The organism is Micromonospora sp. NPDC023633 (genome assembly GCF_040640035.1).
In the GTDB taxonomy this organism is placed as follows: Bacteria; Actinomycetota; Actinomycetes; order Mycobacteriales; family Micromonosporaceae; genus Micromonospora.
Window position 1 is genome coordinate 1 of record NZ_JBFABB010000060.1, and the last position, 24,491, is coordinate 24,491.

Consider the following 24,491-nt stretch of genomic DNA (forward strand, 5'->3'; position numbering starts at 1 on the left):
CCGCCGGCCCCGCCCGGCGGGCGCGGCCGGCCGGGCGCCGGGGCCGACGTCGACGCCGGGACGGCTGGGCTGATCAGGGGTGACGGAGGACATCGCGTCTACTCTGGCATGCCGGGCCGGCGGCGGCAGTCCGATACCGCCCCGCAGCGGCGACGAGTTCCCTGATCCACCATCTCCCGCCCCCGATCCGGTCTAGCCTCGGGCGCAGGGACGCGACCGAGGGTCGCGGCACCGACGTCCGGAGGAGAGCCGTGAACACTCCCTATCCGCCGCCCCCACCACCGCCGTCCGCGGCCGGCCGTGACCGCACGGTGCTCTGGGGCGTGCTCGGCATCATCCTCGGCCTGCTCTGCTGCGGCATCCTGGGGATCGTCTTCGGTTACCTGTCGATCCGGGACGCCAAGCGCTTCGGCCAGTCGCCCGTGCTCGGCTACCTGGCGATCGCGTTCGGGGTGCTCAACATCATCGGCAGCGGCGTCCTCTGGGCCGGCGGCAACTACCCGCTCTACAACGACTGAGGCCACCCGCGCCACGACGACGGAGGGCCGACCGCGAACGGTCGGCCCTCCGGTCGTACGTCAGTCGGGCTCAGCCCGCGGACATGATCTCCCGCATGAGCTTGGCGGTCTCGGTCGGGGTCTTGCCGACCTTGACGCCGACCGCCTCCAGCGCGCTCTTCTTGGCGTCGGCCGTGCCCGCCGAGCCGGAGATGATCGCACCGGCGTGCCCCATGGTCTTGCCGGGGGGCGCGGTGAAGCCGGCGATGTAGCCGACCACCGGCTTGGTCACGTTCGCCTTGATGAACTCGGCGGCCCGCTCCTCGGCGTCGCCACCGATCTCACCGATCATGACGATCGCGTCGGTCTCCGGGTCGGCCTCGAACGCGGCGAGCGCGTCGATGTGGGTGGTGCCGATGATCGGGTCACCGCCGATGCCGACGCAGGTCGAGAAGCCGATGTCGCGCAGCTCGTACATCATCTGGTAGGTCAGCGTGCCGCTCTTGCTGACCAGGCCGATGCGGCCGGTGCCGGTGATGTCGGCCGGGATGATGCCGGCGTTGGAGGCGCCCGGCGAGGCGATGCCCGGGCAGTTCGGACCGATGATCCGGGTCCGCTCCCCCTTGGCGACGTTGTACGCCCAGAACGCGGCGGTGTCGTGCACCGGCACGCCCTCGGTGATCACCACGGCCAGGTCGATCCCGGCGTCGATCGCCTCGACGACCGCGCCCTTGGTGAACTGCGGCGGCACGAAGATCACGGTCACGTCCGCACCGGTCTGCGCCATCGCGTCCGCGACGCTGGCGAAGACCGGCAGCTCGGTGCCGTCGAAGTCGACCGTCTGGCCCGCCTTGCGCGGGTTGACGCCACCGACGACGTTGGTGCCCGCGGCGAGCATCCGCCGGGTGTGCTTGGAACCCTCGGAACCGGTCATCCCCTGGACGATGACCTTCGAGTCCTTGGTCAGCCAGATAGCCATTGTCAGACCCCCGCAGCCGCCAGCTCGGCGGCCCGCTCGGCCGCGCCATCCATCGTGTCGACCCGCTGGACCAGCGGGTTGTTCGCGCCGTCGAGAATCGCCCGGCCGGCCTCGGCGTTGTTGCCGTCGAGGCGGACGACCAGCGGCTTGGTGACCTGCTCGCCGCGCTGCTCGAGCAGGGCCAGCGCCTGCACGATGCCGTTGGCGACCTCGTCGCAGGCGGTGATGCCGCCGAAGACGTTGACGAAGACGCTCTTCACCGACGGGTCGGAGAGGACGATCTCCAGCCCGTTCGCCATCACGGCGGCGCTCGCGCCACCGCCGATGTCGAGGAAGTTGGCCGGCTTGACGCCGCCGTGCCGCTCACCGGCGTACGCGACCACGTCGAGGGTCGACATGACCAGGCCGGCGCCGTTGCCGATGATCCCGACCTCGCCGTCGAGCTTGACGTAGTTGAGGTCCTTCTCCTTGGCGGCCTGCTCCAGCGGGTCCACCGCGGCCTGGTCGACCAGCGCCTCGTGGTCCGGGTGCCGGAACGCGGCGTTCTCGTCGAGGGTGATCTTGGCGTCGAGCAGCAGCAGCTTGCCGTCGCCGGTCTTGGCCAGCGGGTTCACCTCGACCAGCGTGGCGTCCTCCGCGACGAAGGCCTTCCACAGCCCCACGGCGGCCTCGACGACCTGGTCCGCGACGTCGGCGGGGAAGTTGGCGGCGGTGACGATCTCGCGCGCCTTCGCCTCGTCGACGCCGGTGTTGGCGTCGATCGGGGCCTTGACGACCTTCTCCGGGGTCTCGGCGGCGACCTGCTCGATGTCCATGCCGCCGGCGACGCTGGCGATGCAGAGGAAGGTGCGGTTCGCCCGGTCGAGCAGGTAGGAGAAGTAGTACTCCTCGGCCACGTCCGCGGTCACCGTGATCATGACCTTGTGGACGGTGTGGCCCTTGATGTCCATGCCGAGGATGTCGGTGGCGCGGGCCACCGTCTCCTCCGCGCCCTCGGCCAGCTTCACGCCGCCGGCCTTGCCTCGGCCACCGACCTTCACCTGCGCCTTGACGACCACCCGACCGCCGAGGCGTTCGGCGATCGCGCGGGCCTCCTCCGGGGTCGTGGCGACGCCGCCGGCGAGCACGGGCAAGCCGTGCCGTTCGAACAGGTCCCGCCCCTGGTACTCGTACAGGTCCACGTTTGCGCGTCCCGTCCCGTCTCCGCGGCGCGCCGTCGCGCCGCCACCAGCGTTATGGAAAACAGTTTGACGCCTGTCATCACTTGACACAGGCCATTGGGCGCAGCCTAGCGAGGTGGACACCGCCGGCAACCGAGCGGGTGCGGGTTGTGTGGTAATGCACAATCGGCGGCGTCGCGCGGCCTTTCCGCGACTTCGGCCCGATGTCAGCCGTCCGGGCGATGTTGCCGGAGGCGCGTAACCCCTCCGCGGGGGCGTCGTTGAGTCAGGTGTCGGAGCGCTGCTCGCAGCGCGGCGACGGGAGCGGCCGATGCCCTGTCGGTCGAGGGGTGGCGGCGGGGCATCGTGCATAGAGGGGCCGGACGTGTGAGGGGTGCGTCCGGCCCCTCCCCCTGTCCTGTGTCGGCCGCCGACCCATCGTCGGCCCCGAATCCGTGACCGCGGTCAGGCGACGGGCTGGGCGACGTTCTGCCGGACCCACTCGACGATCGACTGGGTGGTCGCGCCCGGCGTGAAAATCTTGGCGACGCCGATCCGCTGCAACTCCGGAATGTCGGCGTCGGGAATGATGCCGCCGCCGAACACGACGATGTCGCGGGCGTCGCGCTCACCGAGCAGCTCCACCACCCGCCGGAACAGCGTCATGTGCGCCCCCGACAGCACGGAAAGGCCGACCGCGTCGGCGTCCTCCTGGATCGCGGTCTCCACGATCTGTTCCGGGGTCTGGTGCAGGCCGGTGTAGATGACCTCCATGCCGGCGTCCCGCAGGGCACGCGCGACGACCTTTGCGCCACGGTCGTGGCCGTCCAGGCCCGGCTTGGCGACGACGACCCGAACACGAGAGCTCATCAGCGCATCCCTTTCACCGGCTCCGCGGCTTCACTGAACGAACGGTAACCCGCCCGGCCCGGCCCGGGAAATCCGGGCGGCGAAGCGGGCGGCGCGCGGCCCGGCCGGGTCCCCGCCGCACCGGCACGACGGAGCCCGCCGACCCTCGGCGTCAAGCCGGACGACTCCGCCGTTCGGTCACCCTGCGCGACGAACGGGCAGTTAGGGGGGCACCCGTTCGAGGGGCACGAGCCGTGACAATAATGGACGCAAAGGGACAGAACGCGGCGGCAATTCGGCGCTTCGGCTTGTAACGGGACTGGTGGTTGGCTAACGTGTCCACGGTTGTCATCAGGTCCACGGACGGGTGACGACGCGGTCAGCCGACGTTCACCCGAGCTTCACGGGCGTCGACGAAGCCGCTTCGGATCCCCGACAACGGAGGGTGTGCGTGCGCCAGCGCCTGTCGTCTGAGCCCGATCGATATCGCGGTCGCCGCCGCGTACCCACCCCCCCGCGTAGCCGCTACGCAGCCGTCGTCACCACGGCATTCGTCGGCGCCGGCATCGTCGCGATCGGCGCGGGCGCCCTGCCGGACGCCAAGAGCGTCAGCCCGTCGGTCCTCGACGAGCTCAAGGCCGCGTCGACCATCAACCAGGACGCTGCGGCCCGCGTCGACGCCGCCGACCGCGCCAGCCGCGACAGCAACCGGGGCGGGGCGGACGAGTCCGCCGAGTCCGACGTCTGGCTGCTCCCGCTGCAGGGCTACGAGTTCAACTCGCCCTACGGCATGCGCTGGGGCAAGCTGCACACCGGCGTCGACCTGGTCGCCCCCGAGGGCACGCCCTACGTCGCCATCCACAGCGGCACCGTGACCAAGGCCGGCTGGTTCGGCGGCTACGGCTACACCGTGATCGTCCAGCACGCCGACGGCAGCGAGGCGATCTACGGCCACTCCTCCGCGCTGAGCGTGAAGGAGGGACAGCAGGTGAAGACGGGCGACCAGCTCGGCCTCGTCGGCAACACCGGCCACTCCTACGGCTCCCACCTGCACCTGGAGGTGCATGTCAAGGGCGAGCCGCGCGACCCGGTGCCGTGGCTCATGGAGCGCGGAGTGGACATCAAGCTACAAGTCGAAGCGCACTACAGCGAGGTAGCCGCGCCCTGACGCTGCGCATCGCCCGTTGACCGCCCGGATCTGCCGATCCGGGCGGTTTTTCGTTCGCCACTGCCGACCAAAGTAAGCCGGGTCACATCCGCGATTGTGACGGGTGCCACCGCGTCGCATGATCACTTTTGCGAGCGAAAACCCTGGACGGGGACGGAACGGACGGCGGTGGCCGTCCCCGCCCCGGCGCGGTCCCGTCCCAGTACCCGTCACGCGGCGTGGCGACACCAGTATTTCGAGGTCAAGTGCCCCCTCGATCAGTGAAGGTCCGCCGTGCAGGAAGACATTCGGAACGAGAACACCCCCGACGCCTCCGCCCCGCGCCGGGGGCGGTTCGGCAGCCGCACCCGCGTGATCATCGCCGCGGCGGCCCTGGCCGGCCTCGGCCTCGGTGGGGCGGCCTTCGCGGCTACCGGGAACGACGAACCCTCCCTCCCGACCGCCGCCGTGCAGCCGCAGGCCCGCGCGGAGGCGGCCGACCGCGCCGACCGCTCCGTGCGTGAGACGACCGCCCCGGCCACGCCCTCGGCGAGCCCGACACCCAGCCCGACGAAGGCCAGCCCGTCGGCGAAGCCCAGCCCGAAGGCGGCCACCGCCAAGCCGAAGCCGACGAAGACCAGCAAGCCGAAGCCCAGTTGGGTCATCCCGATGAAGGGCGCCGCGATCACCTCCTGCTACGGCCCGCGCTGGGGCACCCAGCACGCCGGCATCGACTTCGCGCTGCCCGCCGGCACCCCGGTCCGCGCGGCCTTCGGCGGCACGGTCACCAAGGCCGGCGACGTCGGCGACGGGTACGGCATCTCCGTCTTCGTCGACCACGGCAACGGCTACCTGACCCACTACGCCCACCTGAGCACCACCAGGGTGGCGGTGGGCGAGAAGGTCGGGGCCGGGCAGACCATCGGCCTGGAGGGGTCCACCGGCGACTCCACCGGCCCGCACCTGCACTTCGAGGTGCACCAGGGCCAGATGTGGAACCAGATCGACCCGGCGCCGTTCCTGCGCGCCCGGGGCATCGACGTCGCCTGCTGACCCGTACCACCGGAAACGGCCCGGCCCGGCGTGCTGCCGGGCCGGGCCGTGCCGGGTCTCAGAGCTTGTCGATCGGGGCGTGCCGGAGCACCAGCCACATCGTCTGGTCGCCGAAGTCGATCTGCGCCCGGGCGCCCGGGCCGTGCCCCTCCACGGCCAGCACCCGGCCCAGGCCGTAGCGCTGGTGGTTGACCCGGTCGCCGGCGGACACCTTCGGCCCCTGCGGCAGCTCGCTCGCCGTGGTCAGCCGGCTGGCGTCGACCCCCAGCCGCTTCGCCAGCTGCGCCGCCTTGGGCGTGCCGCCGTTGAAGGCCCCGCGCCCGCCGGGCACGCGGTCCGCGCGACCACCGACGCCGCCGCCCCCGCCGGCCCACGAGGTGTACGACCCCTCGGTGCGCTCCCAGCGGACCAGCTCCGGCGGCAGCTCCTCCAGGAACCGCGACGGCGGGTTGTAGGCCGGCTGCCCCCACGCCGAGCGGGTGACCGCCCGGGAGAGGTAGAGGCGCTGGCGGGCCCGGGTGATGCCCACGTATGCCAGCCGGCGCTCCTCCTCCAGCTCCCGGCTGTCGCCCAGCGAGCGCAGGTGCGGGAATACGCCGTCCTCCAGGCCGGTCAGGAAGACCACCGGGAACTCCAGGCCCTTCGCGGTGTGCAGCGTCATCAGCGTGACCACGCCCTGGTGGTCCGGGTCGTCCGTCGGCACCTGGTCGGCGTCGGCGACCAGCGCGACCTGTTCCAGGAAGCCGGCCAGGGTCGCCCGCTCCCCCTCCTCGCCGACCGCCTCGATCCGCTCGGTGTACTCCCGGGCGACACTGACCAGTTCCTGGAGGTTGTCGACCCGCCCCGCGTCCTGCGGGTCGAGGCTCTCCTCCAGCTCGGTGAGGTAGCCCGAGCGGGTCAGCAGCGCCTCCAGCACCTCCTCCGGGCTGCCCGTCTCGGCCAGCTCGCGGGCGCCGTCGAGCAGGGCGACGAAGTCGGCGATGCCGTTGGCCGCCCGGGTGGAGATGCCGGGGGCGTCCTTGGCCCGCCGCAGCGCCGCCCCGAAGGAGATCCGGTCCCGGCTGGACAGCGCCTCCACGCACGCCTCGGCCCGGTCGCCGATGCCCCGGCGCGGCGTGTTGAGGACCCGGCGCAGGCTGACGGTGTCGTCGTCGTTGACCACCGCGCGCAGGTAGGCCAGCGCGTCGCGGACCTCCTTGCGCTCGTAGAAGCGCACCCCGCCGACCACCTTGTAGGGCAGGCCGACCCGGATGAACACCTCCTCGAAGACCCGGGACTGGGCGTTGGTGCGGTAGAAGACGGCCACGTCGCCGGGGCGAGTCTCGTCGGCGTCGACCAGCCGGTCGATCTCGCGGGCCACCCAGTCGGCCTCGGCGTGCTCCGTGTCGGCCACGTAGCCGACGATCGGCTCGCCGGCGCCCGCCTCGCTCCAGAGCCGCTTCGGCTTGCGGGAGGTGTTCCGGTCGATCACCGCGTTGGCCGCGTTGAGGATGGTCTGGGTGGAGCGGTAGTTCTGCTCCAGCAGGATCGTCCGGGCGTCACCGAAGTCGCGCTCGAACTCCAGGATGTTGCGGATCGTGGCGCCCCGGAACGCGTAGATCGACTGGTCGGCGTCACCGACCACGCAGAGCTCCGCCGGCTCGATCCCCTCCGTGCCGGAGACCAGCTCCTTGATCAGCACGTACTGGGCGTGGTTGGTGTCCTGGTATTCGTCCACCAGCACGTGCCGGAACCGCCGGCGGTAGCTCTCCGCGACGTGCGGGTGGGACTGGAGCAGGTGCACCGTCGTCATGATCAGGTCGTCGAAGTCCAGCGCGTGCGCCTCGCGCAGCCGCCGCTGGTAGAGCGTGTAGGCCTCCGCCAGCGCCCGCTCGTTGGGGCCCTTGGCGCGGCCCGCGAACTCCTCCGGGTCGACCAGCTCGTTCTTCAGGTTGGAGACCTGGGCGGCGAGCCCGCGCGCCGGGTAGCGCTTCGGGTCGAGGTCCAGCTCCCTGGCGACCATCTGCATCAGCCGGCGGGAGTCGTCCGCGTCGTAGATCGAGAAGGTCGACTTCAGCCCGGCGTGCTCGTGCTCGGCCCGCAGGATGCGCACGCACGCGGAGTGGAACGTCGACACCCACATCAGGCGGGCGCGGGGACCCACCAGGTGGGCCACCCGTTCCTTCATCTCCCCGGCGGCCTTGTTGGTGAAGGTGATCGCGATGATCTCGCCGGGGTGCACGCCCCGGGCGGCCAGCAGGTAGGCGATCCGGTGGGTGAGCACGCGGGTCTTGCCCGAGCCCGCGCCGGCCACGATCAGCAGCGGCGAACCGGCGTGGGTGACGGCGTCGCGCTGCGGCCCGTTCAGGCCCTCGACCAGGGCCTGGGGATCGAGGTGGACGGCCGCCGGCCTGGGCCGGTGCGGCGAGGTCGGGGCAGGCGCCGACGCGGGCGGGGACGCGGGGATGTCGAAGAGAGGATGCATCGCACGGCGAGTCTATGCCGCCGGGCGGACACTCCCCCCGCCGCGCGCGCCCCGGCTCGCCCGGGCCGTCGTCCGGGCCGGCCCCGCGTCGCCGCCGCACCCGGTCGAGACGAAGATGTCACCCTGTCGCGTCTGGTGTCGCCGTCCCTGATACAGAACGATGACGGTGAAAATCCGGCTCCTCCCCCGTACACGACTGGGAGAACGACCATGACTCAGCCGCGTTCGCGCGGTCGGGCGGTGCTGCGTCACCTCGCCGCGCCCACCCTCGCGTTGGCCGTCGTCGCCACGCTGTCCACCGCTTCCCGGCCCGCGCCGGCCCCCGCCGGCGACCAGGGGGCCGGCCTCACCCCCGTCTCGGTCTCCTACGCCGCCCCCACCGGCGGGGAGGTCAAGGGCAACTTCCTGAGCTACAACGACTTCCACGGCGCCATCGACCCGCCCGGCGGCAGCGGCGCGACGGTCAACGGCACCCCCGCCGGAGGCGTGGAGTACCTCGCCACCTGGCTGAAGAGGCTGCGCGCCGAGGCCGGGGCCGAGGGGCGGGTCACGACCACCGTCGGAGCCGGCGACCTGATCGGCGCCACCCCGCTCGTCAGCGCCGCCTTCCACGACGAGCCGACCATCGAGCTGATGGACGAGATCGGCCTGGACGTCAGCTCCGTCGGCAACCACGAGTTCGACGAGGGCGTCGACGAGCTGATCCGGATCGACAAGGGTGGCTGCCACCCGGTCGACGGCTGCCAGGACGGGGACGGTTTCGCCGGCGCAAAGTTCACCTACCTGGCCGCCAACACCATCAGCAGGAAGACCGGCCTGCCGATCCTGCCCCCGGTCGACGTGCGGTTCGTCGGCGGCGTGCCGGTCGGCTTCGTCGGCGTGACGCTGGAGGGCACCCCGGGCATCGTCAACCCGGCGGGCATCGCCTCGGTGAGGTTCACCGACGAGGTGGCGACCGCCAACAAGTGGGGCGGCCTGCTCAAGCTCTTCGGCGTCAAGGCGATGGTGCTGCTGGTGCACGAGGGCGGCGCACAGTCGCCGCCGCCGGCCACCCCCGGCGTCTCGGACTGCGCCAACTTCTCCGGCCCGATCGTGGACATCGTCCGCGGCCTGCGGCCGGAGTTCGGGCTGGTCGTCTCCGGCCACACCCACCGCTTCTACTCCTGCTCCCTGCCGAACTCCTCGGGCGCCCCCAGCGTGGTCACCAGCGCCGGCAACAACGGCCAGCTGATCACGGACGTGGACTACTCGCTGGACCGGCGCACCGGCCGGTTCACCGGGATCACCGCCCGCAACGTCGTCGTCGAGAACGGCGTCCGCAACCCGGACGGCACCTGGCAGCAGAGCGCCCCGGGCACGTACGTGCGCAACCCCGACCTGGTGGACCCGGGTGCCAAGGTCCTCGCCGACAAGTACCGCGCGGCCGTCGCGCCCATCGCCAACCGGGTGGTGGGCCGGATCTCGGCCGACATCGTCCGCGACGCCCGTCCCAGCGGGGAGAGCCCGCTGGGTGACGTCATCGCCGACGCGCAGCTCGCGTACACCCGGTCGAACGGGGCGCAGATCGCGCTGATGAACCCGGGCGGCATCCGGGCGTCCCTGTCGTACGCGGCCTCGGCCGGGGGCGAGGCGCCGGGCGAGGTCACCTACGGCGAGGCGTTCACCGTGCAGCCGTTCAACAACCTGGTGGTCACCCAGACCCTCACCGGCGCGCAGCTGCGCAACGTGCTGGAGCAGCAGTTCGTGGGCTTCAACGGGCAGACCACCCAGCGCATCCTCCAGGTCTCGGCCGGGCTGACCTACTCCTACGACAGCACCGCCCCGGCAGGCTCGCGGGTGAGCGCCCTGGCGTTCGACGGCGCGCCGGTCGACCCGGCGGCCAGCTACCGCGTCACCACGAACGACTTCCTGGCCAACGGCGGGGACGGCTTCACCGAGTTGCAGGCCGGCACCGACCGGGCGACCGCCCCCGGCTTCGACGTCGACGCGCTCATCGCGCACCTGGGCGCCGGCGCTCCGGTCGCCCCCGGACCCGCCGACCGCATCACCCGCCTCGGCTGAGGCGAGGGCGGTCCCGGCGTCGCGACGGCGCCGGGGCCGCCCCTGCCGGCACGGGTTGCGCCGAATCCTTGCGCGGGCCGGCCGGAGGTCGGCATACTCGACGACATGTTCGGTCAGCGCTTCTACTTTTACTACGGCACCGGGAGTCCGGCAGCCGTAGGTCGCGCCTGATCAACCAGACCTACGAGAAAGCCCCGGGCTCCTGGAGCCCGGGGCTTTTTCCGTCCCGGGATCCGGGCACCGGGCACCTGACGGCAAGGGGTACCCGATGATGACAGACGTGGTGGAGTCCAACGGCAGCCTGACGCGACCCGAGGCGGGCCGGCCCGGCGCCGGCGCCTCCCAGCCCCCCGTCGACGCGCCGGGAGGCGCCGACGACGCCAGGCCGGAGGCGCGCACCGGCACCCCGGAGCCGACCGCGGCCGCCCGGATCGTCGAGATCCGGGAGCGGATCGACGAGATCGACCGGGCGCTGATCGAGCTGTGGCAGGAGCGGGCCCGGCTCTCCCAGGAGGTCGGGGTGACCCGGATGGCCTCCGGCGGCACCCGGCTGGTGCTGTCCCGGGAACGGGAGATCCTGGAGCGCTTCCGGGCCGCCCTCGGCGCCGACGGCACGCAGCTCGCGCTGCTGCTGCTGCGCGCCGGCCGCGGCCCCCTGTGAGGCGTACGCCGGCAACGGCCCGCCGTGCCCTTTCCTCCGGCGCCGGGGACGGCCGCCCACGCTCCCTCCGGGGCCGGGCGGGCCGCCCGGCCCCGGAAACGACGGAGCCGCCTGCCGTCGTCGCGATGACGTCGGCAGGCGGCTCCGTGCGGGTCACGCCTCGTGCGTGTGCACGATCTCGCGCTTCTCCGCGAAGTGGCAGGCGCTCGGGTGGTCCGAGCCCGGGCGGATCTCCAGCAACGGGACCTGCTCGGCGCAGACGTCCTGCGCCTTCCAGCAGCGGGTCCGGAACCGGCAGCCCGACGGCGGGCTCACCGGCGACGGCACGTCACCGGTCAGGCGGATGATCGCCTTGTTCTCCCGCACGGTCGGGTCCGGCACCGGCACGGCCGAGAGCAGCGCCTGGGTGTACGGGTGGGTCGGCCGCTCGTAGATCTCGTCCTCGGTGCCGATCTCCGCGATCTTGCCGAGGTACATGACCGCGACGCGGTCCGACAGGTGCCGGACCACCGACAGGTCGTGCGCGATGAACACGTACGACAGGCCGAGCTCGTTCTGGAGCTTCTCCAGCAGGTTCATCACCTGCGCCTGGATCGACACGTCCAGGGCGGAGACCGGCTCGTCGCAGACGATGATCTCGGGCCGCAGGGCGAGCGCGCGGGCGATGCCGATGCGCTGCCGCTGACCGCCGGAGAACTGGTGCGGGTACCGGTTGATGTGCTCCGGGTTCAGGCCCACCAGGTCGAGGAGCTCCTTGACCTTGTCCCGGCGGCTGGCCTTCGGCGCCACCTCCGGGTGGATCTCGAACGGCTCGCCGATCAGGTCGCCGACCGTCATCCGCGGGTTCAGCGAGGTGTACGGGTCCTGCATCACCAGCTGGATCTGCCGGCGCAGTCGACGCAGCGCCGGGCCGGAGAGCTTGGAGATGTCCTGGCCCTTGTAGAGGACGCTGCCGCCGGTCGGCTTCTCCAGGTTCATCAGCACCCGGGCCAGCGTCGACTTGCCGCAGCCCGACTCACCGACCACACCCAGGGTCTCGCCGGCCTTGAGCTCGAAGGAGACCCCGTCGACCGCCCGGACGTGACCGATGGTCTTCTTGAACACCACGCCCCGGGTCACGGGATAGTGCTTGACCAGGTCACGGACCTCGAGGATGTTCTCAGTCACGGTTCACCAGCTCCTCGGCGAAGTGGCAGGCGCTGGCCCGGCCGGCGCCCACCTGCAGCAGCGGCGGGACCTTCTCCCGGCAGACCGGCTGCGCCATGGGGCAGCGCGGGTTGAACGGGCAGCCCGGCGGGATGTTCATGAGGTTCGGCGGGAGACCCTTGATCGTCCGGAGCTGCTGCCCCTTCTCGTCGAGCCGCGGGATCGAGTTGATCAGGCCGATCGTGTACGGGTGCGCCGGCTTGGCGTACAGGTCGTAGACGTTGGCTTCCTCGACGATCCGGCCCGCGTACATGACCGCGATCCGGTCCGCGACGTCGGCGACCACGCCGAGGTCGTGGGTGATCAGGATCAGGCCCATCTGCCGCTCGCGCTGGAGCTCGGCGAGCAGGTCCATGATCTGCGCCTGCACCGTCACGTCGAGCGCGGTGGTCGGCTCGTCCGCGATCAGCACCTCCGGGTCCAGGGCGAGCGACATCGCGATCATCGCGCGCTGCCGCATGCCGCCCGAGAACTGGTGCGGGTAGCTGCTGAACCGGCCCTTGGCGTTGGGGATCTTGACCTGGTCGAGCATCTCGATCGCGCGCTTCTTGGCGTCCGCACGGCTCATGCCGCGCCGCACCCGGAACTGCTCAGCGATCTGGAACCCGACGGTGAAGACCGGGTTCAGGGCCGAGAGCGCGTCCTGGAAGATCATCGCGATGCCCTCGCCGCGGATGCGGCGCCGTTCCTCGAAGGACATGCCGAGCATGTCCTTGCCGTGGAAGCGGACCTGACCGCCAGTGACGAAACCGGGCGGCGTGTCGAGGATGCCCATGATGGTCTGCGCGGTGACGCTCTTACCCGAGCCGGACTCGCCGAGCACGGCGAGGGTCTCCCCCGCGTCGACGTGGTACGTGACCCCGTTGATGACCTTGGCGATGCCGTCCCGGGTGCGGAACTCGACCCGCAGGTCTTCGACCTCGAGCAGCCTGCCCGAGGGGCGGCCGGACGCACCGGCCGCGGACTGCTCGGACACGAGAATGTCGGACAACTGAATCTCCCCTAGCGGAGTTTCGGATCGAGGGCCTCGCGGACCGCCTCACCGAGCATGACGAAGCTCAGCACCGCGGTGACGAGGAACCCGGCGGGGACGAAGAGCAGGACCGGCGAGACGCGGATGAAGTTCTGCGACTCACTGATCATGATGCCCCAGGAGACCACCGGGCTCTTCAGGCCGACACCCAGGAAGGACAGCGTCGCCTCGGCGCCGATGTACGAGCCGACCAGGATCGTCCCGTAGACCAGCAGCGGCGCGAGGCAGTTCGGCAGCAGGTGCTTGAGGATGATCCGGCCGGTACCGGCGCCCAGCGCGCGGGCGGCGATGATGTAGTCCGCATCCCTGGTGGCCAGCACCGAGGAGCGCATCAGCCGCATCACGACCGGCCAGCCCAGCACGATCAGCGACATGCTCACCAGGGCCATGATCTCTGCCTTGCTGTTGCTCGTACCCGACCCGTTGAAGGTGGTCAGGATGACGATCGCACCCAGCACGAACGGCAGCCCGAAGAAGACGTCGGCGATACGGGAGAGCAGCGCGTCCACCCAGCCGCCCCGGTAGCCCGCGATGATCCCCATGGCACCACCGAAGAGCAGCACGCCGAGCACGGACAGCAGGGAGACCACGATGGACGCGCGGGCGCCGTAGATCACCCGGGCGAAGACGTCGCGGCCCTGGAAGTCGTAGCCGAACCAGGCCTCCGACGACGGGCCGACGAGGCTGTTCTGCAGGTTGCCGTTCTCCGGGTCGCCGGAGGTGAACAGCGAGGGGAACGCCGTCATCAGCAGGAAGACGAGGATGAACGCCGCGGAGATCCAGAACAGCGGCTTACGACGCAGGTCGCGCCAGGCGTCGCCGAGCAGGCCGCGCGGCTTCTCCTTGCGGGCGTTCTCCGGCAACCCCGCGTTGGACGGCGCGCCGAGTTCGTTCGGCGCCTCCGCTGGCGGGGTGCTGACGATCGAGGCGGCACTCGGGTCACTCATGCCCGCACCTCGCTCCGCTCGGCGCGGGCACGGGTGCCCGCGGACGCTGCAATGATGATTCGTTCGCTGCGCTCACTCATAGCGGATCCTCGGGTCCAGGGCGGCGTAGAGCAGGTCGACCAGCAGGTTCATCAGCAGGTAGACGAGCACCAGGACCACCACGATGGAGACAACGGTAGCGCTCTCCTTGGTGACGATCGCGCGGAAGACCTGTCGGCCGATCCCGTTGATCTGGAAGATGCCCTCGGTGACGATCGCGCCGCCCATCAGGGCGCCGAGGTCGGTGCCGAGCAGGGTCACCACCGGGATGAGCGAGTTGCGCAGCAGGTGCACCCCGACCACCCGACGCATCGGCAGGCCCTTGGCGATGGCCGTGCGGACGTAGTCGGCGCGCCGGTTCTCCGCGATGCTGGTGCGGGCCACCCGGGCGATGTACGCCATCGAGCCGCTGCCCAACACCAGGCCGGGAACGATCAACTCGGAGAGCCGCATCTCGCTGGAGACCGTCGGCTTGATGATGCCCCACTGCACACCGAGCACCCACTGCAGCACGAAGCCGATCACGAAGATCGGCAGGGCGATCAGGAACAGGGTGGACACCAGGACGAGGTTGTCCAGGAAGCCGTTGCGCCGCAGACCGGTCAGCACGCCGGCGGTGAGGCCGATGACCGCCTCGATGGTCAGGGCCACCAGGGCGAGCTTCAGGGTGTTCGGGTACGAGGTGGCGATGATGTCGCCGATCTCGCGGCCGCCGAACGTCTGACCGAAGTCGCCCTGGAACAGGTTCTGCATGTAGCTGCCGTACTGCACCCAGATCGACTGATCGAGCTTGAACTTATCGGTCATCATGGCGACGTAGCTTTCCGGGCACGGACGCTCGCCGCACTTGCCGGCAAAGGGGTCACCCGGTACCGACCACACGAGCCAATAGATCAAGAAGGTCGTGCCGATGAAGACGGGGATTAGTTGGAGCAGCCGTCTCAACAGATAACGGCCCATGGGTGGTCCTCCAAGACAGGGGGCGCGTCGGACGGCCGACACGGAGGGTGACAGACGCGGCGGGAAGTTGAGGTGACAGCTCCCCGCGTAACGGCCCGGGTCGGGCTCACCGGTAGGTGAGCCCGACCCAGGGTCAGACCGTTTGTCGGATCAGAGCTCGACCGAGCTGAGGTCGAGTTCGCCGACGTTGGTCAGCTCCAGCTTCTTGATCTTCTCCGAGTGGCCGGACTGCTGGCCGTAGAAGTAGATCGGAATGGTCGGAACGTCCTGGTCGACCAGCTCCAGCACCTTCGCGAACTGCTCGTGCGAGGCAGCGAGGCTCGGGGCGCCACTGGCCTGCTTGGCCAGCTCGTCCACCTGCTTGTTGGAGTAGAGACCGTCGTTCGACGAGCCACCCGTGACGTAGAGCGGGTTCACCCAGTTCTCGATGTCCGGGTAGTCCTGCTGCCACGCAGCACGGTACAGACCGGTCATCTTGCGCTCGTTGATCGACTTCCGGAGCACCGCGAAGGTCGGGATGCCCTCGGCCCGCGCGTTGATGTTGAGGTTGGTCTTGATCTGCTGGGCAACGGCCTCCATCCAGTCCTTGTGGCTGGAGTCGGCGTTGTAGAACAGCACCATCTCACCCGTGAAGCCGCCAGCCTCCTGGAGGAGCTTCTTGGCCTCGTCCGGGTTGAACTGGCAGGCGGTGCAGTTGCCCGACTTGGCGCCCGGGGTGAGCGGGTTCGCCCAGCTGTCGGCCGGCTTACGGGTACCGAAGAAGATCTTCTCGGAGATCTCCTGCCGGTTGATCGACAGGGACACGGCCCGACGCAGCTTCGGGTTCTGGAAGCGCTTGTCGTAGAACGGGAAGGCGATGAACGCCGTCGAGGGCGTGGTGGTGGAGATCGCCCGCTCGCCCAGGTCCTGCTTCCACTTGTCGCCGGCGAGGGCGGACGTGGGGATCGTCTCCATGAAGTCCAGGTTGCCCGCGAGCAGGTCGTTGTACGACGCGTTCTCGTCCTGGTAGAGCTTGACCGTGACGTCCTTGATCTTCATCTTGTCGCGCAGGTTGTAGTCGTCGAAGCGCGTCAGCTTGATCTGGACGTCGTCTTCCCACGACACGAACTTCACCGGCCCGTTGGCGATCGGCTTCTTGCCGAACTCCTCGGCGCTCTGGGTGAAGAACACGTCCGGCAGCGGCATGAAGGCGCTGTAGCCGAGCTTCGTCGGGAAGACGGCGGTCGGCGCGCCCAGCGTGACCTCGAAGGTCCAGTCGTCGATGACCTTGAGGCCGGACATCTCCTTGACCGTGGGCGTGGGGGCCTTCTTCGGGCCCTCGGCGTCCGGGTCCTCGGTGTGCACGTCCGAGTAGCCCTGGATGTCGGCGAAGAAGCTACCGTTCTGCGCGCCGTTCGGCGAGTAGGCGGCCCAGTTCCAGGCGTCGACGAAGTTCTTCGCCTTCACCTCGGTGCCGTCGTGGAACTTGGTGTTCTTCTTGATCTTGATCGTGAAGACCTTGGAGTCGGTCGTGTCGATCGACTCGGCCAGCGCGTTACGCGGCGCGCTGCCATCGTTCGGGTACTCGATCAGACCGGTCCAGAGCCAGTCGATGACCTTGCCACCGCCGGTCTCCGTGGTGTTCGACGGGACCAGCGGGTTCTCCGGCTGAACGCCGTGGATGGTGATCGCACCATCCTTGCTCGCGCCGGCGTCGCCGCCGTCGCTGTCACTGCTCGAACAGCCGGACGCGACGAGCGCGAATGCCGCGCCCAGCGCGACCGCGCTGCTTGCCCGCTTCGAGACTCTCATTCCGAGGGGCCTCCTCTTTCTAGCCTGGTTCCGTCGTGGGTTTCACGCACGTAGGGGGTGACACGTCCGGCGACCCGCATCGCGGGAAGCCGGTTTCACCGCAGTGAATCTGGGACAAGATGTTGTACCGATCCGCCGGGCCACCTCGCCCTTCGCGCTCGACACCGCGCACACGAGACCACCACGGAGCGCCGTCAACAGGCGGGGCCCATGGTCGTCAGGCCGTACGGAGTGCCTCACATGAGGGGTGAGGTGCTGCCACTGTGACACCCACCGGCCCGTTCCGTGAAGGTGCCGTTATCAAGCCGTTAGTTGGTCGCCACGTTGCCGATACCCGAAAAAAGATCATGATGTACGCCGGTCGTACCGCTCTGAGCAGGAAAGACACGGTTCGGCGGTGGTACCGGGCCCGGTGTGGGCCCGCCGGCTGTGAGCTTCCCCGCGTCCGCTCCGGCGCTTCCGGACGTCATCCGGGCGTTGGCCGTTTTTGCCCATCCGGACGATGTCGGCTTCGGCTGTGCGGGCACTATCGGCACCTGGGTGGACGAGGGGTCGACGTCGTTGCACCCGCTCGACGGAGCCGCGAACGGCCCCGGCCCCGGCACCGCGCGGGGCGGTACCGGGGCCGGGGCCGAGCCGTCAGGCGGCGTCGATCAGGCCGTGAAGCGCAGCTTGCGACGGCGGAACAGCAGCACCGCGACCGCGCCGGCGGCCAGCAGCGCCACGCCGGCGGCGATGGAGGCGGCGATCGGGGAGCCGGTCAGCGGCAGGTCGCCGCCGCTGCTCGCGGGCGACGTCGACGGGGCCGGGCTGTCGACCGGGGCGGTCGGCGACGGCGACTCCGCCGGGGCGCTGGGCGACGGCGACTCCGCCGGGGCGCTCGGCGACGGGGACTCGGTCGGGGCGGCGGCGAACGCGGCCTCGGCCTTGGCGGTCACGGTCGCGCCGGTGCTGCCACCGAGGATCAGCTTCTGCGCGGCGCGCTCGCCGGTGAAGAGGAAGACTCGGCCGAAGGAGACCGAGTCCTGGGCGGAAACGGTCACCTTCACCTCGCTGGCGCCGTCCGCGGTGAGCCAGAACTGCCCGCCGTTGGTGGTCGTGGTGACCGGCTTGCCCTCGGCGTCGACCGCCGAGCCGCCGTCGACCGCGACGGTGATCTCGCCCGCCGGGCCCTTGACGGTGAAGGGGCCGGCCTTCTCGCCGACGGCGGCCTTCGAGCTCGCCGGGTCGACGCTCAGCTCGGCCTTCGGCTCGGGCTGGTCGGTGGCGTTGGCGACCAGGTAGTCGTGGACCTTCTTGACCACGTCGTACTGCTCCTTGGCGAGCAGCTTCGGGTTGTCGACCCAGTCGCCCAGCTTGACGCCGTCGCTGAAGTTCCAGATGGCGGTCTGGGTGCCGAAGTAGAGCAGCTTGTCGGCCTCGTCCTTCGCCGGTGCGGCGGCCAGCAGCTTGGCGGAGTCGGCGTTCGGGTAGCCGTGTGTCAGCACCCACTGCACCTTGCCGAGGTTCTTCACCTGGGACTCGTCCCAGGTGCCCTCCTTGTACTCGCCGTCGATCGCCACGTTGGTGTGGTAGTCGATGCAGAAGGCGGGGACGAGCTTCCCGTCGATCTTGAGCGCCAGCGCACCGGTGCTCTTCGGCTGCCCGTTGAGCATGAGCGTGACGTTGCTGCCCTCGACCAGGGAAAGGATATGGATCAGACGAGTCGGCGGTCGGCCGCCCAGCGGGACAACTCGTACCTGTTGGACATCTGGAGCTTGCGAAGCACGTTCGACACGTGCGTCTCCACCGTCTTGATGGAGATGTAGAGCTCCTTGGCGATCTCCTTGTAGGCGTACCCCCGGGCGAGCAGCCGCAGGACCTCGCGCTCGCGGTTGGTGAGCTGGTCCAGCTCGGGGTCCGCCACCGGGGCGTCGGGACGGGCGGCGAACGCGTCCAGCACGAACCCCGCCAGCCGGGGGCTGAACACGGCGTCGCCGTCGGCCACCCGGCGGACCGCCGCGGCCAGCTCCTCCGGGGAGATCGTCTTCGTGACGTAGCCCCGCGCACCCGCCCGGATCAGCCCGATCACGTCCTCCGCCGCGTCCGAGACGCTCAGCGCCAGGAACTTCACCTGCGGGTGGGTACGCCGCATCGCCTCCAGCACCGCCCGGCCGCCGCCGTCGGGCATGTGCACGTCGAGCAGCACCACGTCGGGCAGCGTGGCGGCGATCCGGGTGACCGCCTCGCCGACGGTGCTCGCCTCGCCCACCACCTCGACGTGCGCGCCCAGCTCGGCGCGGACCCCCGCGCGGAACATGGCGTGGTCGTCGACGAGGAAGACCCGCAGCCGCTCGGTGCGGGCCGCCGCCCCCTCGACCGGTTCCATCGACTGCTCGGTCATCACTTGTCCCTTTCCGCCGTTGCCGGGTCCCGGGTGATCGGCAGGATCAACCGGACCTCGGTCCCTTCCCCCGGCCCGGAGCGGATCTCCGCCCGGCCGCCGTGCCGCTTCATCCGCCCGATGATCGAACCCCGGACCCCGTGCCGGTGATCCTCCACCGTATCCGGGTCGAAGCCCTTCCCCCGGTCCCGGACGAAGGCGCTGACCTGATCGGGCTCGACCTCGGCGTAGAGCGAGACCGTCTGCACCCCGGCGTGCCGGGCGGCGTTCACCAGCGCCTCGCGCGTGGCCGCCACCAGCGCGCCGACCCGCTCGTCGGTCTCCCGGTCGCCGACCACCACCGCCTCCACCGTGATCGCGAACGTGTCCTCGACCTCGGCGGCGGCCTGCTCCAGGGCGGCGGCGAACCGCTCGGTGGGCGAGCTGGTGGGCTTGTAGAGCCAGTTGCGCAGGGAACGTTCCTGCCCCCGGGCGAGCCGCTGGACGGTCTTCACGTCGCTCGCGTTGCGCTGGATCAGGGCCAGGGTGTGCAGCACCTGGTCGTGCACCATGGCGGCGAGCTCGGCCCGTTCCTGCTCCCGGATGCGCCCCTCGCGCTCCGAGCGGAGCTGGTTGTACGTCCGCCACAGCACCGGCGCGGCCACCACGCCGACCCCGGCGAGCCCGACCAGGGCGAAGATCACGCCGTTGAGCACGGCGTCGAAGTTCTGCGCCGGGGAGTAGACCGCGGCGACGCCGATGATGCCGACCGCGACCAGTACCCCGCCGCCGATGAACCGGAGCACGAAGGCCCGCCGGTCGCTCTCCTCCACCACCGCGCCCAGCCAGGGCACCGGCATGGTGTCGCCCCACTGCCGCCGCCGCTCCGGGGCCGACTGGTGCCAGATCACCCCGGCGCCGACCGCGATGATCGCGACCAGCCAACCGGCGGTGCCGGCCGCCCCGACCGAGTCGAAGACCATCACCTGCACCAGCAGCACGCCGAGGCCGATCGCCACGAACGGCAGCAGCTGGGCGACGTCCCTGCGGGCCGGTACGGCGGTGTCACCCGGGCGCAGCGGCACGACCGCCCAGAAGGCCGCGTAGAGCAGCAGGCCGAGCCCGCTCAGCCCGAGCAGCACCATGAAGGCGACCCGTACCCGCAGCACCGAGATGCCGAGGTGGTCGGCGATGCCGGCGGCCACCCCCGCGGCCATCCGGTGCTCGGGGGCGCGGTAGAGGCGGGGTGGCTGTGTCACGGCGCTGATCGGAGACTCCCTGGTCACGGCGGGCACGAAAGCGGGCGACGGCCCGTTGCCGGCGTCGGATCGATCGTCACACGGCGCGCCACCGCCCGACCACGGGGACGCCCCCGACATTCGGGCCGTCGGGATCTCAGGGTGGGGTCAGGGTCGGGTCCTGAGGTCGTCCGGCGGGTCCGGGCAGCAGGATCGAGACATGACCGAGGAAGCTGCCCAGTCCGCCGGCCCCGGGGCGGCACAGCCGGGTGGAGCACCCCCCACCGCGACACCGCCGGGCGGGCCCGCGCCCACCGACTCCGGAACGCCGCCGCCGGTGGCCGCCCCGACCGCCGCAGACGCGGGTCGGACGCCCCCGCCCGGCGCCGGACCGGGCCCCGGACCGCAGCCGTCGTTCGGCGGCGCCGGCTTCACCTCGCGGTACGGGCTGGTGCGCCCCCGCGACGGTCGCTACCTGGCCGGCGTCTGCGCGGCGATCGGCCGGGCCACCAACACCGACCCGGTCCTCTGGCGGGTGCTGCTGGCGGTGCTCGGCTTCTTCGGCGGCATCGGCATCCTGGTCTACGTCACCGCCTGGCTGATCATCCCGGGCGAGGGGGACAGCGCCTCCCCCGTCGAGTCCATGCTGGGCCGGGGGCGGTCCAGCATGTCCCCGGTCACCGTGATCGTGCTGAGCATCCTGGTCGCGATCAGTTTCGGCTACATCGTCACGGACGCGTTCCGGGCGGTACTGCTCGGCGCCACGATCCTGATCGGCGGCGCGCTGCTGCTGAACCGCGACCACAGGAGCGCCCAGGGCGCGCCGGTCGGCCCCGTCCCGCCCGTACCGCCCACCGCCCCGCCCGGGCCGGTGCCCCCGGTCGGCCATCCCGCCCCGTTCGCGTACGCGGTCCCGCCGACCGTGGCCGTGGCTCCCGCGGCGGGTCCGGTCCCGACCCCGCCGGCGACCGGCGCCCCGGTCACCTGGGGTGCCCCGGTGCCCGGCCGGCCGGCCGAACCGACCGCCGAACTGCCCGCCTGGCCGCCCGTCGCCCCGGTGCCGCCCGCCCGCCCCTCGACGGGTACGCCGACCGTCGGCTGGCCGCCGGCCCCGCCCACCTCGGGCTGGCCCGCCGCGACCTCGGGCGCACCGGGGCCGGGTCACCCGCCGTCCCCGCCCCTGCCCCCGGGCTACCGGCCCCCGTTCGCCCCGCACGGCCCGTACGCCGCGCAGACCGCCGTGCCGCCGAGGCCGCCGAAGCCGCCGGTGAAGCCGCCGAAGCGACCACGCGAGCGCTCCCCGCTCGGCGCGGTGACGTTCTCGCTGATCTTCCTCGCCCTGGGCGTGGTGGCCGTCGTCGACCTGCTGGACGTCTTCGACGTGGGGGCGTCGGCGTACTTCGCGGCCACGCTGGCCACCATCGGGCTCGGCCTGCTGGTCGGCACCTGGTTCGGGCGGGCCCGGTGGCTGATCGCGCTCGGCGTGGTGGCCGCCGCCGCGCTCGGGGTGGCCACCGTGGCCGAGTCCTACGACCGGATCCGGGGCGTCGACGGCAACGTCACCTGGGCGCCCACCGACCACCGCGATCTCGCCCTGCGGTACGAGAACAGCTTCGGCGACACGGTCCTGGACCTGCGCGCGGTCGACTTCGACAAGAAGAACACCGAGATCACCGTCTCCGTCAACTTCGGCGAGTGCACGGTGGTGGTGCCGCCGAACGTCGACGTCACCACGGTGGCCGACGTCAACGCCGGCGACGCGGTCGTCTTCGGCAAGCGTTCCGGCGGGCTCGCCGGCGAGCTGCGGGAGGCGGCCGACCTGGGTCCGGACGGCCCCGGCGGCGGCACGCTGCGCCTCTACATCCACGTCAACGCCGGCAACCTGGAGGTGACCCGGTGAAGGCCCACCGCACCGACATCGTGTCGTTCGCCTTCGGGCTGATCTTCCTCGGCCTCGCCGCCTGGTGGCTGCTCGCCCAGCTGCTCGGGCTCGCCCTCCCGCCGGTCGGCTGGTTCCTGGCCGGCGCGCTGATCCTGATCGGCCTGCTGGGCCTGGTGGGCGCGCTCCGCTCCGGGCGGTCCGCCGGCGCGGCCAAGCCCGCTGCCGCCGCCGACACCGCCGACACCGACCGGGACGAGCCCGTCTCCACCCCGCCGGCTGCGGAACCGGCGAACCGGGCGACGGACCGACAGGCCGCCGAGGTCGACCCGACCCGTTGGGACCTCGACCGGCCCGCGCCGGCCGACGAGCCGACGGCGTGGGGCGGCCGGCGGTCAGACTGGGGCGAACGCTCCGACTGGGGCGGGCGCTCCGAGTGGGACGTGTCCGCGCCGACGACCGGCGGACCGACGCCGGGCGGACCGACGACCGACGCGCCGACGCCGGGCGGGCCCACGCCGGGCGGACCGACGGGCGGGTTCACGCCGGGCGGGCCCACGGCCGGCCTGCGGGCCGGGGGCGAGGCCGACGAGTGGCCGACGCAGGCCGTCACCGACGTCCGGCCCGAGGCGGTCGAGAACCGCGCCGCCGACGAGGACGCCCTGCCCCGGCGGACCGACGGGCCGTTGGCCGACGAGGAGCGCCCGCGCGGCTGACCACAGCGGTGCGGCCGGCGTCGGCGGCGGCCTATGCTGGCCGTGGAGAACTCGCCTCCGCCGGCCGGCCCGCGCCGACCTGGCCGCCGCGCCGGCCGGACCGCGCCGCCGTGGCGGTCCCGCCGCGATTCCCGTCTCTACCCCGTCAGGAGTCCGTCCGACATGACGCAGTCCCCCGCCGTGCGCACCTCCGGCCGCTCCGGTCCGGTCCGCATCGGCGAGCGAGCCGCCCGTACCCTCGTCTCCGAGCTTGCCCGGATCAACGACCCGAAGGCCGCGCTGCTGGTCGGCGCGACGCCGGAGTCCGCGGTGCTGGCCGCGGCGATCGACGCGCTGCTGCCCGGCGACACCCTCACCCTGGTGCCCGCCGGGTCGACCTCCTCGGCGGCCCTCCGGGAGCACGTCACCGCCCAAGGGCGTTGGGTGGCCGACCGGGTCCGCGTCGTCGACACCCTGGCCGAGGCCGAGCCCGCCGCGGTCGTCGTCGCCGGGGAGCCGCTCACCGGCACGGCCGACGAGACCCGCGCCGCCGTCGAGGGCCTGACGAAGTACCTCGCCGACGGCGCGGTGTTGAGCGTCGCCACGACCGCCACGCCGGGGCGTACCGCGGGCGCGGCCACCGAGCTGGACCGGCAGGGCGCGCTGTACGGCGTCGGCGTCGACCTGGTGCTGCGCAACACGCCGCCGCTGCGGGTGTACCGGCTCCGCTACACCCCGGCCGACGCCGCGTCGGCGGCCCGGCTGGCCCCGGCGCACCGCCCGTCCAGCGTCCCGCTGACCCGCGGCATGCACATCGACTCCAACGGGGTGGCCGCGGCCGGCATCGCGCTGGGCCTGGCCGCGGTGGCCCGGGCGACCCGGCCGAAGTCGAAGCTCTGGCTGCTCCCGGCCCTGGCCGCCGCGCCGGTGGCCGCCTTCTTCCGGGACCCGAACCGCGACGTGCCGGAGGACCCGTCGGCGGTGGTCGCCTCGGCCGACGGCCGGGTGCTCTCCGTGCAGCGGCTGCACGACGAGCGCTTCGGCGAGGGCGAGTGGCTGCGGATCGCGGTCTTCCTGTCGGTGCTGGACGTGCACGTCAACCGGGCTCCGGTGGCCGGCAAGGTGGTCGACTACTTCGTCGCCGACGGTGGCTTCGCCAACGCGATGAAGCCGGCGGCGGAGCACAACGTGGCGGCGTACACGGTGCTGGACACCGCGCACGGCACGGTGGTCGTGGCGCAGCGCACCGGCCTGATCGCCCGGCGGATCGTGCAGCGGGCGCCGATCGGCGCGCTGCTGGCCCGGGGTGAGCGCTTCGGCCTGATCCGGTTCGGCTCGCGCACCGACGTCTACCTGCCGGCCGACGCGGCGGAGCCGCTGGTCGGCCCCGGGGACAAGGTGGTCGGGGGCTCGACCGTCATCGCCCGCTGGCGCTGAAGGACGACACGAAGAAGGGGCGCCGCGGATCGC

Annotated in this window: 19 protein-coding genes and 1 pseudogene; 8 read left to right on the forward strand and 12 right to left on the reverse strand. The window is 71.7% G+C overall.

Going from position 1 to position 24,491, the window contains the following annotated elements; all coding sequences use genetic code 11:
* Positions 1 to 251 precede the first annotated feature (251 nt).
* Positions 252 to 518 (forward strand): DUF4190 domain-containing protein, encoded by a 267-nt coding sequence (locus AB0G13_RS19610; RefSeq protein WP_357876057.1) that lies wholly within the window; start codon positions 252 to 254, stop codon positions 516 to 518.
* 70 nt (positions 519 to 588) lie between these two features.
* On the opposite strand, the gene sucD is transcribed toward AB0G13_RS19610, so the two are convergent.
* The 3 genes from sucD to AB0G13_RS19625 form a co-directional block, all read right to left on the reverse strand.
* Positions 589 to 1,476, reverse strand: coding sequence for a succinate--CoA ligase subunit alpha (gene sucD, locus AB0G13_RS19615; protein ID WP_357876059.1), 888 nt, complete (start codon positions 1,474 to 1,476; stop codon positions 589 to 591).
* 2 nt (positions 1,477 to 1,478) lie between these two features.
* Positions 1,479 to 2,657 carry an ADP-forming succinate--CoA ligase subunit beta gene (gene sucC, locus AB0G13_RS19620; RefSeq protein ID WP_357876061.1) on the reverse strand — a complete coding sequence of 393 codons (1,179 nt, stop codon included), beginning with the start codon at positions 2,655 to 2,657 and terminating at the stop codon, positions 1,479 to 1,481.
* Between the two features lie 444 nt (positions 2,658 to 3,101).
* Positions 3,102 to 3,506: a cobalamin B12-binding domain-containing protein gene (locus tag AB0G13_RS19625; protein ID WP_101412721.1), complete on the reverse strand. Its 405-nt coding sequence runs from the start codon at positions 3,504 to 3,506 to the stop codon at positions 3,102 to 3,104.
* Between the two features lie 430 nt (positions 3,507 to 3,936).
* On the opposite strand from AB0G13_RS19625, the gene AB0G13_RS19630 reads away from it, so the two are divergent.
* On the forward strand, positions 3,937 to 4,653 hold the full coding sequence (locus AB0G13_RS19630) for a M23 family metallopeptidase (protein ID WP_357876064.1): 717 nt from the start codon (positions 3,937 to 3,939) through the stop codon (positions 4,651 to 4,653).
* Positions 4,654 to 4,938: 285 nt separating this feature from the next.
* Positions 4,939 to 5,685, forward strand: coding sequence for a M23 family metallopeptidase (locus AB0G13_RS19635; protein WP_357876121.1), 747 nt, complete (start codon positions 4,939 to 4,941; stop codon positions 5,683 to 5,685).
* Between the two features lie 58 nt (positions 5,686 to 5,743).
* Here AB0G13_RS19635 and pcrA read toward each other — a convergent pair whose 3' ends face one another.
* Complete coding sequence (pcrA, locus tag AB0G13_RS19640; RefSeq protein WP_357876066.1) at positions 5,744 to 8,149, reverse strand: DNA helicase PcrA; 2,406 nt, start codon at positions 8,147 to 8,149, stop codon at positions 5,744 to 5,746.
* A 210-nt stretch (positions 8,150 to 8,359) separates the two neighbouring features.
* Between pcrA and AB0G13_RS19645 the strand changes: the two genes are divergently transcribed.
* Positions 8,360 to 10,210 carry a bifunctional metallophosphatase/5'-nucleotidase gene (locus AB0G13_RS19645; RefSeq protein ID WP_357876068.1) on the forward strand — a complete coding sequence of 617 codons (1,851 nt, stop codon included), beginning with the start codon at positions 8,360 to 8,362 and terminating at the stop codon, positions 10,208 to 10,210.
* Positions 10,211 to 10,478: 268 nt separating this feature from the next.
* Entirely contained in the window at positions 10,479 to 10,871 is a 393-nt protein-coding gene (locus AB0G13_RS19650) for a chorismate mutase (RefSeq protein ID WP_357876070.1), read from the forward strand.
* A gap of 153 nt (positions 10,872 to 11,024) precedes the next feature.
* Here the strand turns inward: AB0G13_RS19650 and AB0G13_RS19655 are convergent, their stop codons facing one another.
* From AB0G13_RS19655 to AB0G13_RS19690, 8 genes are all read right to left on the reverse strand, one after another.
* A complete protein-coding gene (locus tag AB0G13_RS19655; protein ID WP_357876072.1) occupies positions 11,025 to 12,038 on the reverse strand; it encodes a dipeptide ABC transporter ATP-binding protein in 1,014 nt (337 codons plus the stop codon).
* Positions 12,031 to 13,053: an ABC transporter ATP-binding protein gene (locus AB0G13_RS19660; RefSeq protein WP_357876123.1), complete on the reverse strand. Its 1,023-nt coding sequence runs from the start codon at positions 13,051 to 13,053 to the stop codon at positions 12,031 to 12,033. The genes AB0G13_RS19655 and AB0G13_RS19660 overlap by 8 nt, the downstream gene beginning before the upstream one ends.
* Before the next feature lie 26 nt (positions 13,054 to 13,079).
* A complete protein-coding gene (locus AB0G13_RS19665) occupies positions 13,080 to 14,057 on the reverse strand; it encodes an ABC transporter permease (protein ID WP_357876074.1) in 978 nt (325 codons plus the stop codon).
* Between the two features lie 72 nt (positions 14,058 to 14,129).
* Positions 14,130 to 15,056 (reverse strand): ABC transporter permease, encoded by a 927-nt coding sequence (locus AB0G13_RS19670; protein ID WP_357876076.1) that lies wholly within the window; start codon positions 15,054 to 15,056, stop codon positions 14,130 to 14,132.
* Between the two features lie 150 nt (positions 15,057 to 15,206).
* Entirely contained in the window at positions 15,207 to 16,847 is a 1,641-nt protein-coding gene (locus tag AB0G13_RS19675; RefSeq protein ID WP_357876078.1) for an ABC transporter substrate-binding protein, read from the reverse strand.
* 653 nt (positions 16,848 to 17,500) lie between these two features.
* Positions 17,501 to 18,502 carry a Cys-Gln thioester bond-forming surface protein gene (locus tag AB0G13_RS19680; RefSeq protein WP_357876080.1) on the reverse strand — a complete coding sequence of 334 codons (1,002 nt, stop codon included), beginning with the start codon at positions 18,500 to 18,502 and terminating at the stop codon, positions 17,501 to 17,503.
* 41 nt (positions 18,503 to 18,543) lie between these two features.
* Positions 18,544 to 19,230 (reverse strand): response regulator transcription factor, encoded by a 687-nt coding sequence (locus tag AB0G13_RS19685; protein WP_357876082.1) that lies wholly within the window; start codon positions 19,228 to 19,230, stop codon positions 18,544 to 18,546.
* A complete protein-coding gene (locus tag AB0G13_RS19690) occupies positions 19,230 to 20,495 on the reverse strand; it encodes a PspC domain-containing protein (RefSeq protein WP_357876084.1) in 1,266 nt (421 codons plus the stop codon). Before AB0G13_RS19690 ends, AB0G13_RS19685 begins: the two co-directional genes overlap by 1 nt.
* 172 nt (positions 20,496 to 20,667) lie before the next feature.
* Here AB0G13_RS19690 and AB0G13_RS19695 point away from each other — a divergent pair, with 172 nt between their 5' ends.
* From AB0G13_RS19695 to AB0G13_RS19705, 3 genes and pseudogenes are all read left to right on the forward strand, one after another.
* Positions 20,668 to 22,347 carry a PspC domain-containing protein gene (locus AB0G13_RS19695; protein WP_357876086.1) on the forward strand — a complete coding sequence of 560 codons (1,680 nt, stop codon included), beginning with the start codon at positions 20,668 to 20,670 and terminating at the stop codon, positions 22,345 to 22,347.
* Positions 22,344 to 22,532: pseudogene (locus AB0G13_RS19700) on the forward strand (hypothetical protein); the annotation flags it as partial. The gene AB0G13_RS19695 and the pseudogene AB0G13_RS19700, both read left to right, overlap by 4 nt.
* A gap of 672 nt (positions 22,533 to 23,204) precedes the next feature.
* A complete protein-coding gene (locus tag AB0G13_RS19705) occupies positions 23,205 to 24,458 on the forward strand; it encodes a phosphatidylserine decarboxylase (protein WP_357876088.1) in 1,254 nt (417 codons plus the stop codon).
* Positions 24,459 to 24,491 lie beyond the last annotated feature (33 nt).

Bases quoted from the DNA above. Each gene is read 5' to 3' on its own strand.
- AB0G13_RS19645 (WP_357876068.1), top strand. From the start codon at position 8,360: ATGACTCAGCCGCGTTCGCGCGGTCGGGCGGTGCTGCGTCACCTCGCC.
- AB0G13_RS19695 (WP_357876086.1), top strand. From the start codon at position 20,668: ATGACCGAGGAAGCTGCCCAGTCCGCCGGCCCCGGGGCGGCACAGCCG.
- AB0G13_RS19675 (WP_357876078.1), bottom strand. From the start codon at position 16,847: ATGAGAGTCTCGAAGCGGGCAAGCAGCGCGGTCGCGCTGGGCGCGGCA.
- sucD (WP_357876059.1), bottom strand. From the start codon at position 1,476: ATGGCTATCTGGCTGACCAAGGACTCGAAGGTCATCGTCCAGGGGATG.
- AB0G13_RS19650 (WP_357876070.1), top strand. From the start codon at position 10,479: ATGATGACAGACGTGGTGGAGTCCAACGGCAGCCTGACGCGACCCGAG.
- pcrA (WP_357876066.1), bottom strand. From the start codon at position 8,149: ATGCATCCTCTCTTCGACATCCCCGCGTCCCCGCCCGCGTCGGCGCCT.
- AB0G13_RS19665 (WP_357876074.1), bottom strand. From the start codon at position 14,057: ATGAGTGACCCGAGTGCCGCCTCGATCGTCAGCACCCCGCCAGCGGAG.
- AB0G13_RS19685 (WP_357876082.1), bottom strand. From the start codon at position 19,230: ATGACCGAGCAGTCGATGGAACCGGTCGAGGGGGCGGCGGCCCGCACC.
- AB0G13_RS19680 (WP_357876080.1), bottom strand. From the start codon at position 18,502: ATGCTCAACGGGCAGCCGAAGAGCACCGGTGCGCTGGCGCTCAAGATC.
- AB0G13_RS19705 (WP_357876088.1), top strand. From the start codon at position 23,205: ATGACGCAGTCCCCCGCCGTGCGCACCTCCGGCCGCTCCGGTCCGGTC.
- AB0G13_RS19625 (WP_101412721.1), bottom strand. From the start codon at position 3,506: ATGAGCTCTCGTGTTCGGGTCGTCGTCGCCAAGCCGGGCCTGGACGGC.
- AB0G13_RS19670 (WP_357876076.1), bottom strand. From the start codon at position 15,056: ATGGGCCGTTATCTGTTGAGACGGCTGCTCCAACTAATCCCCGTCTTC.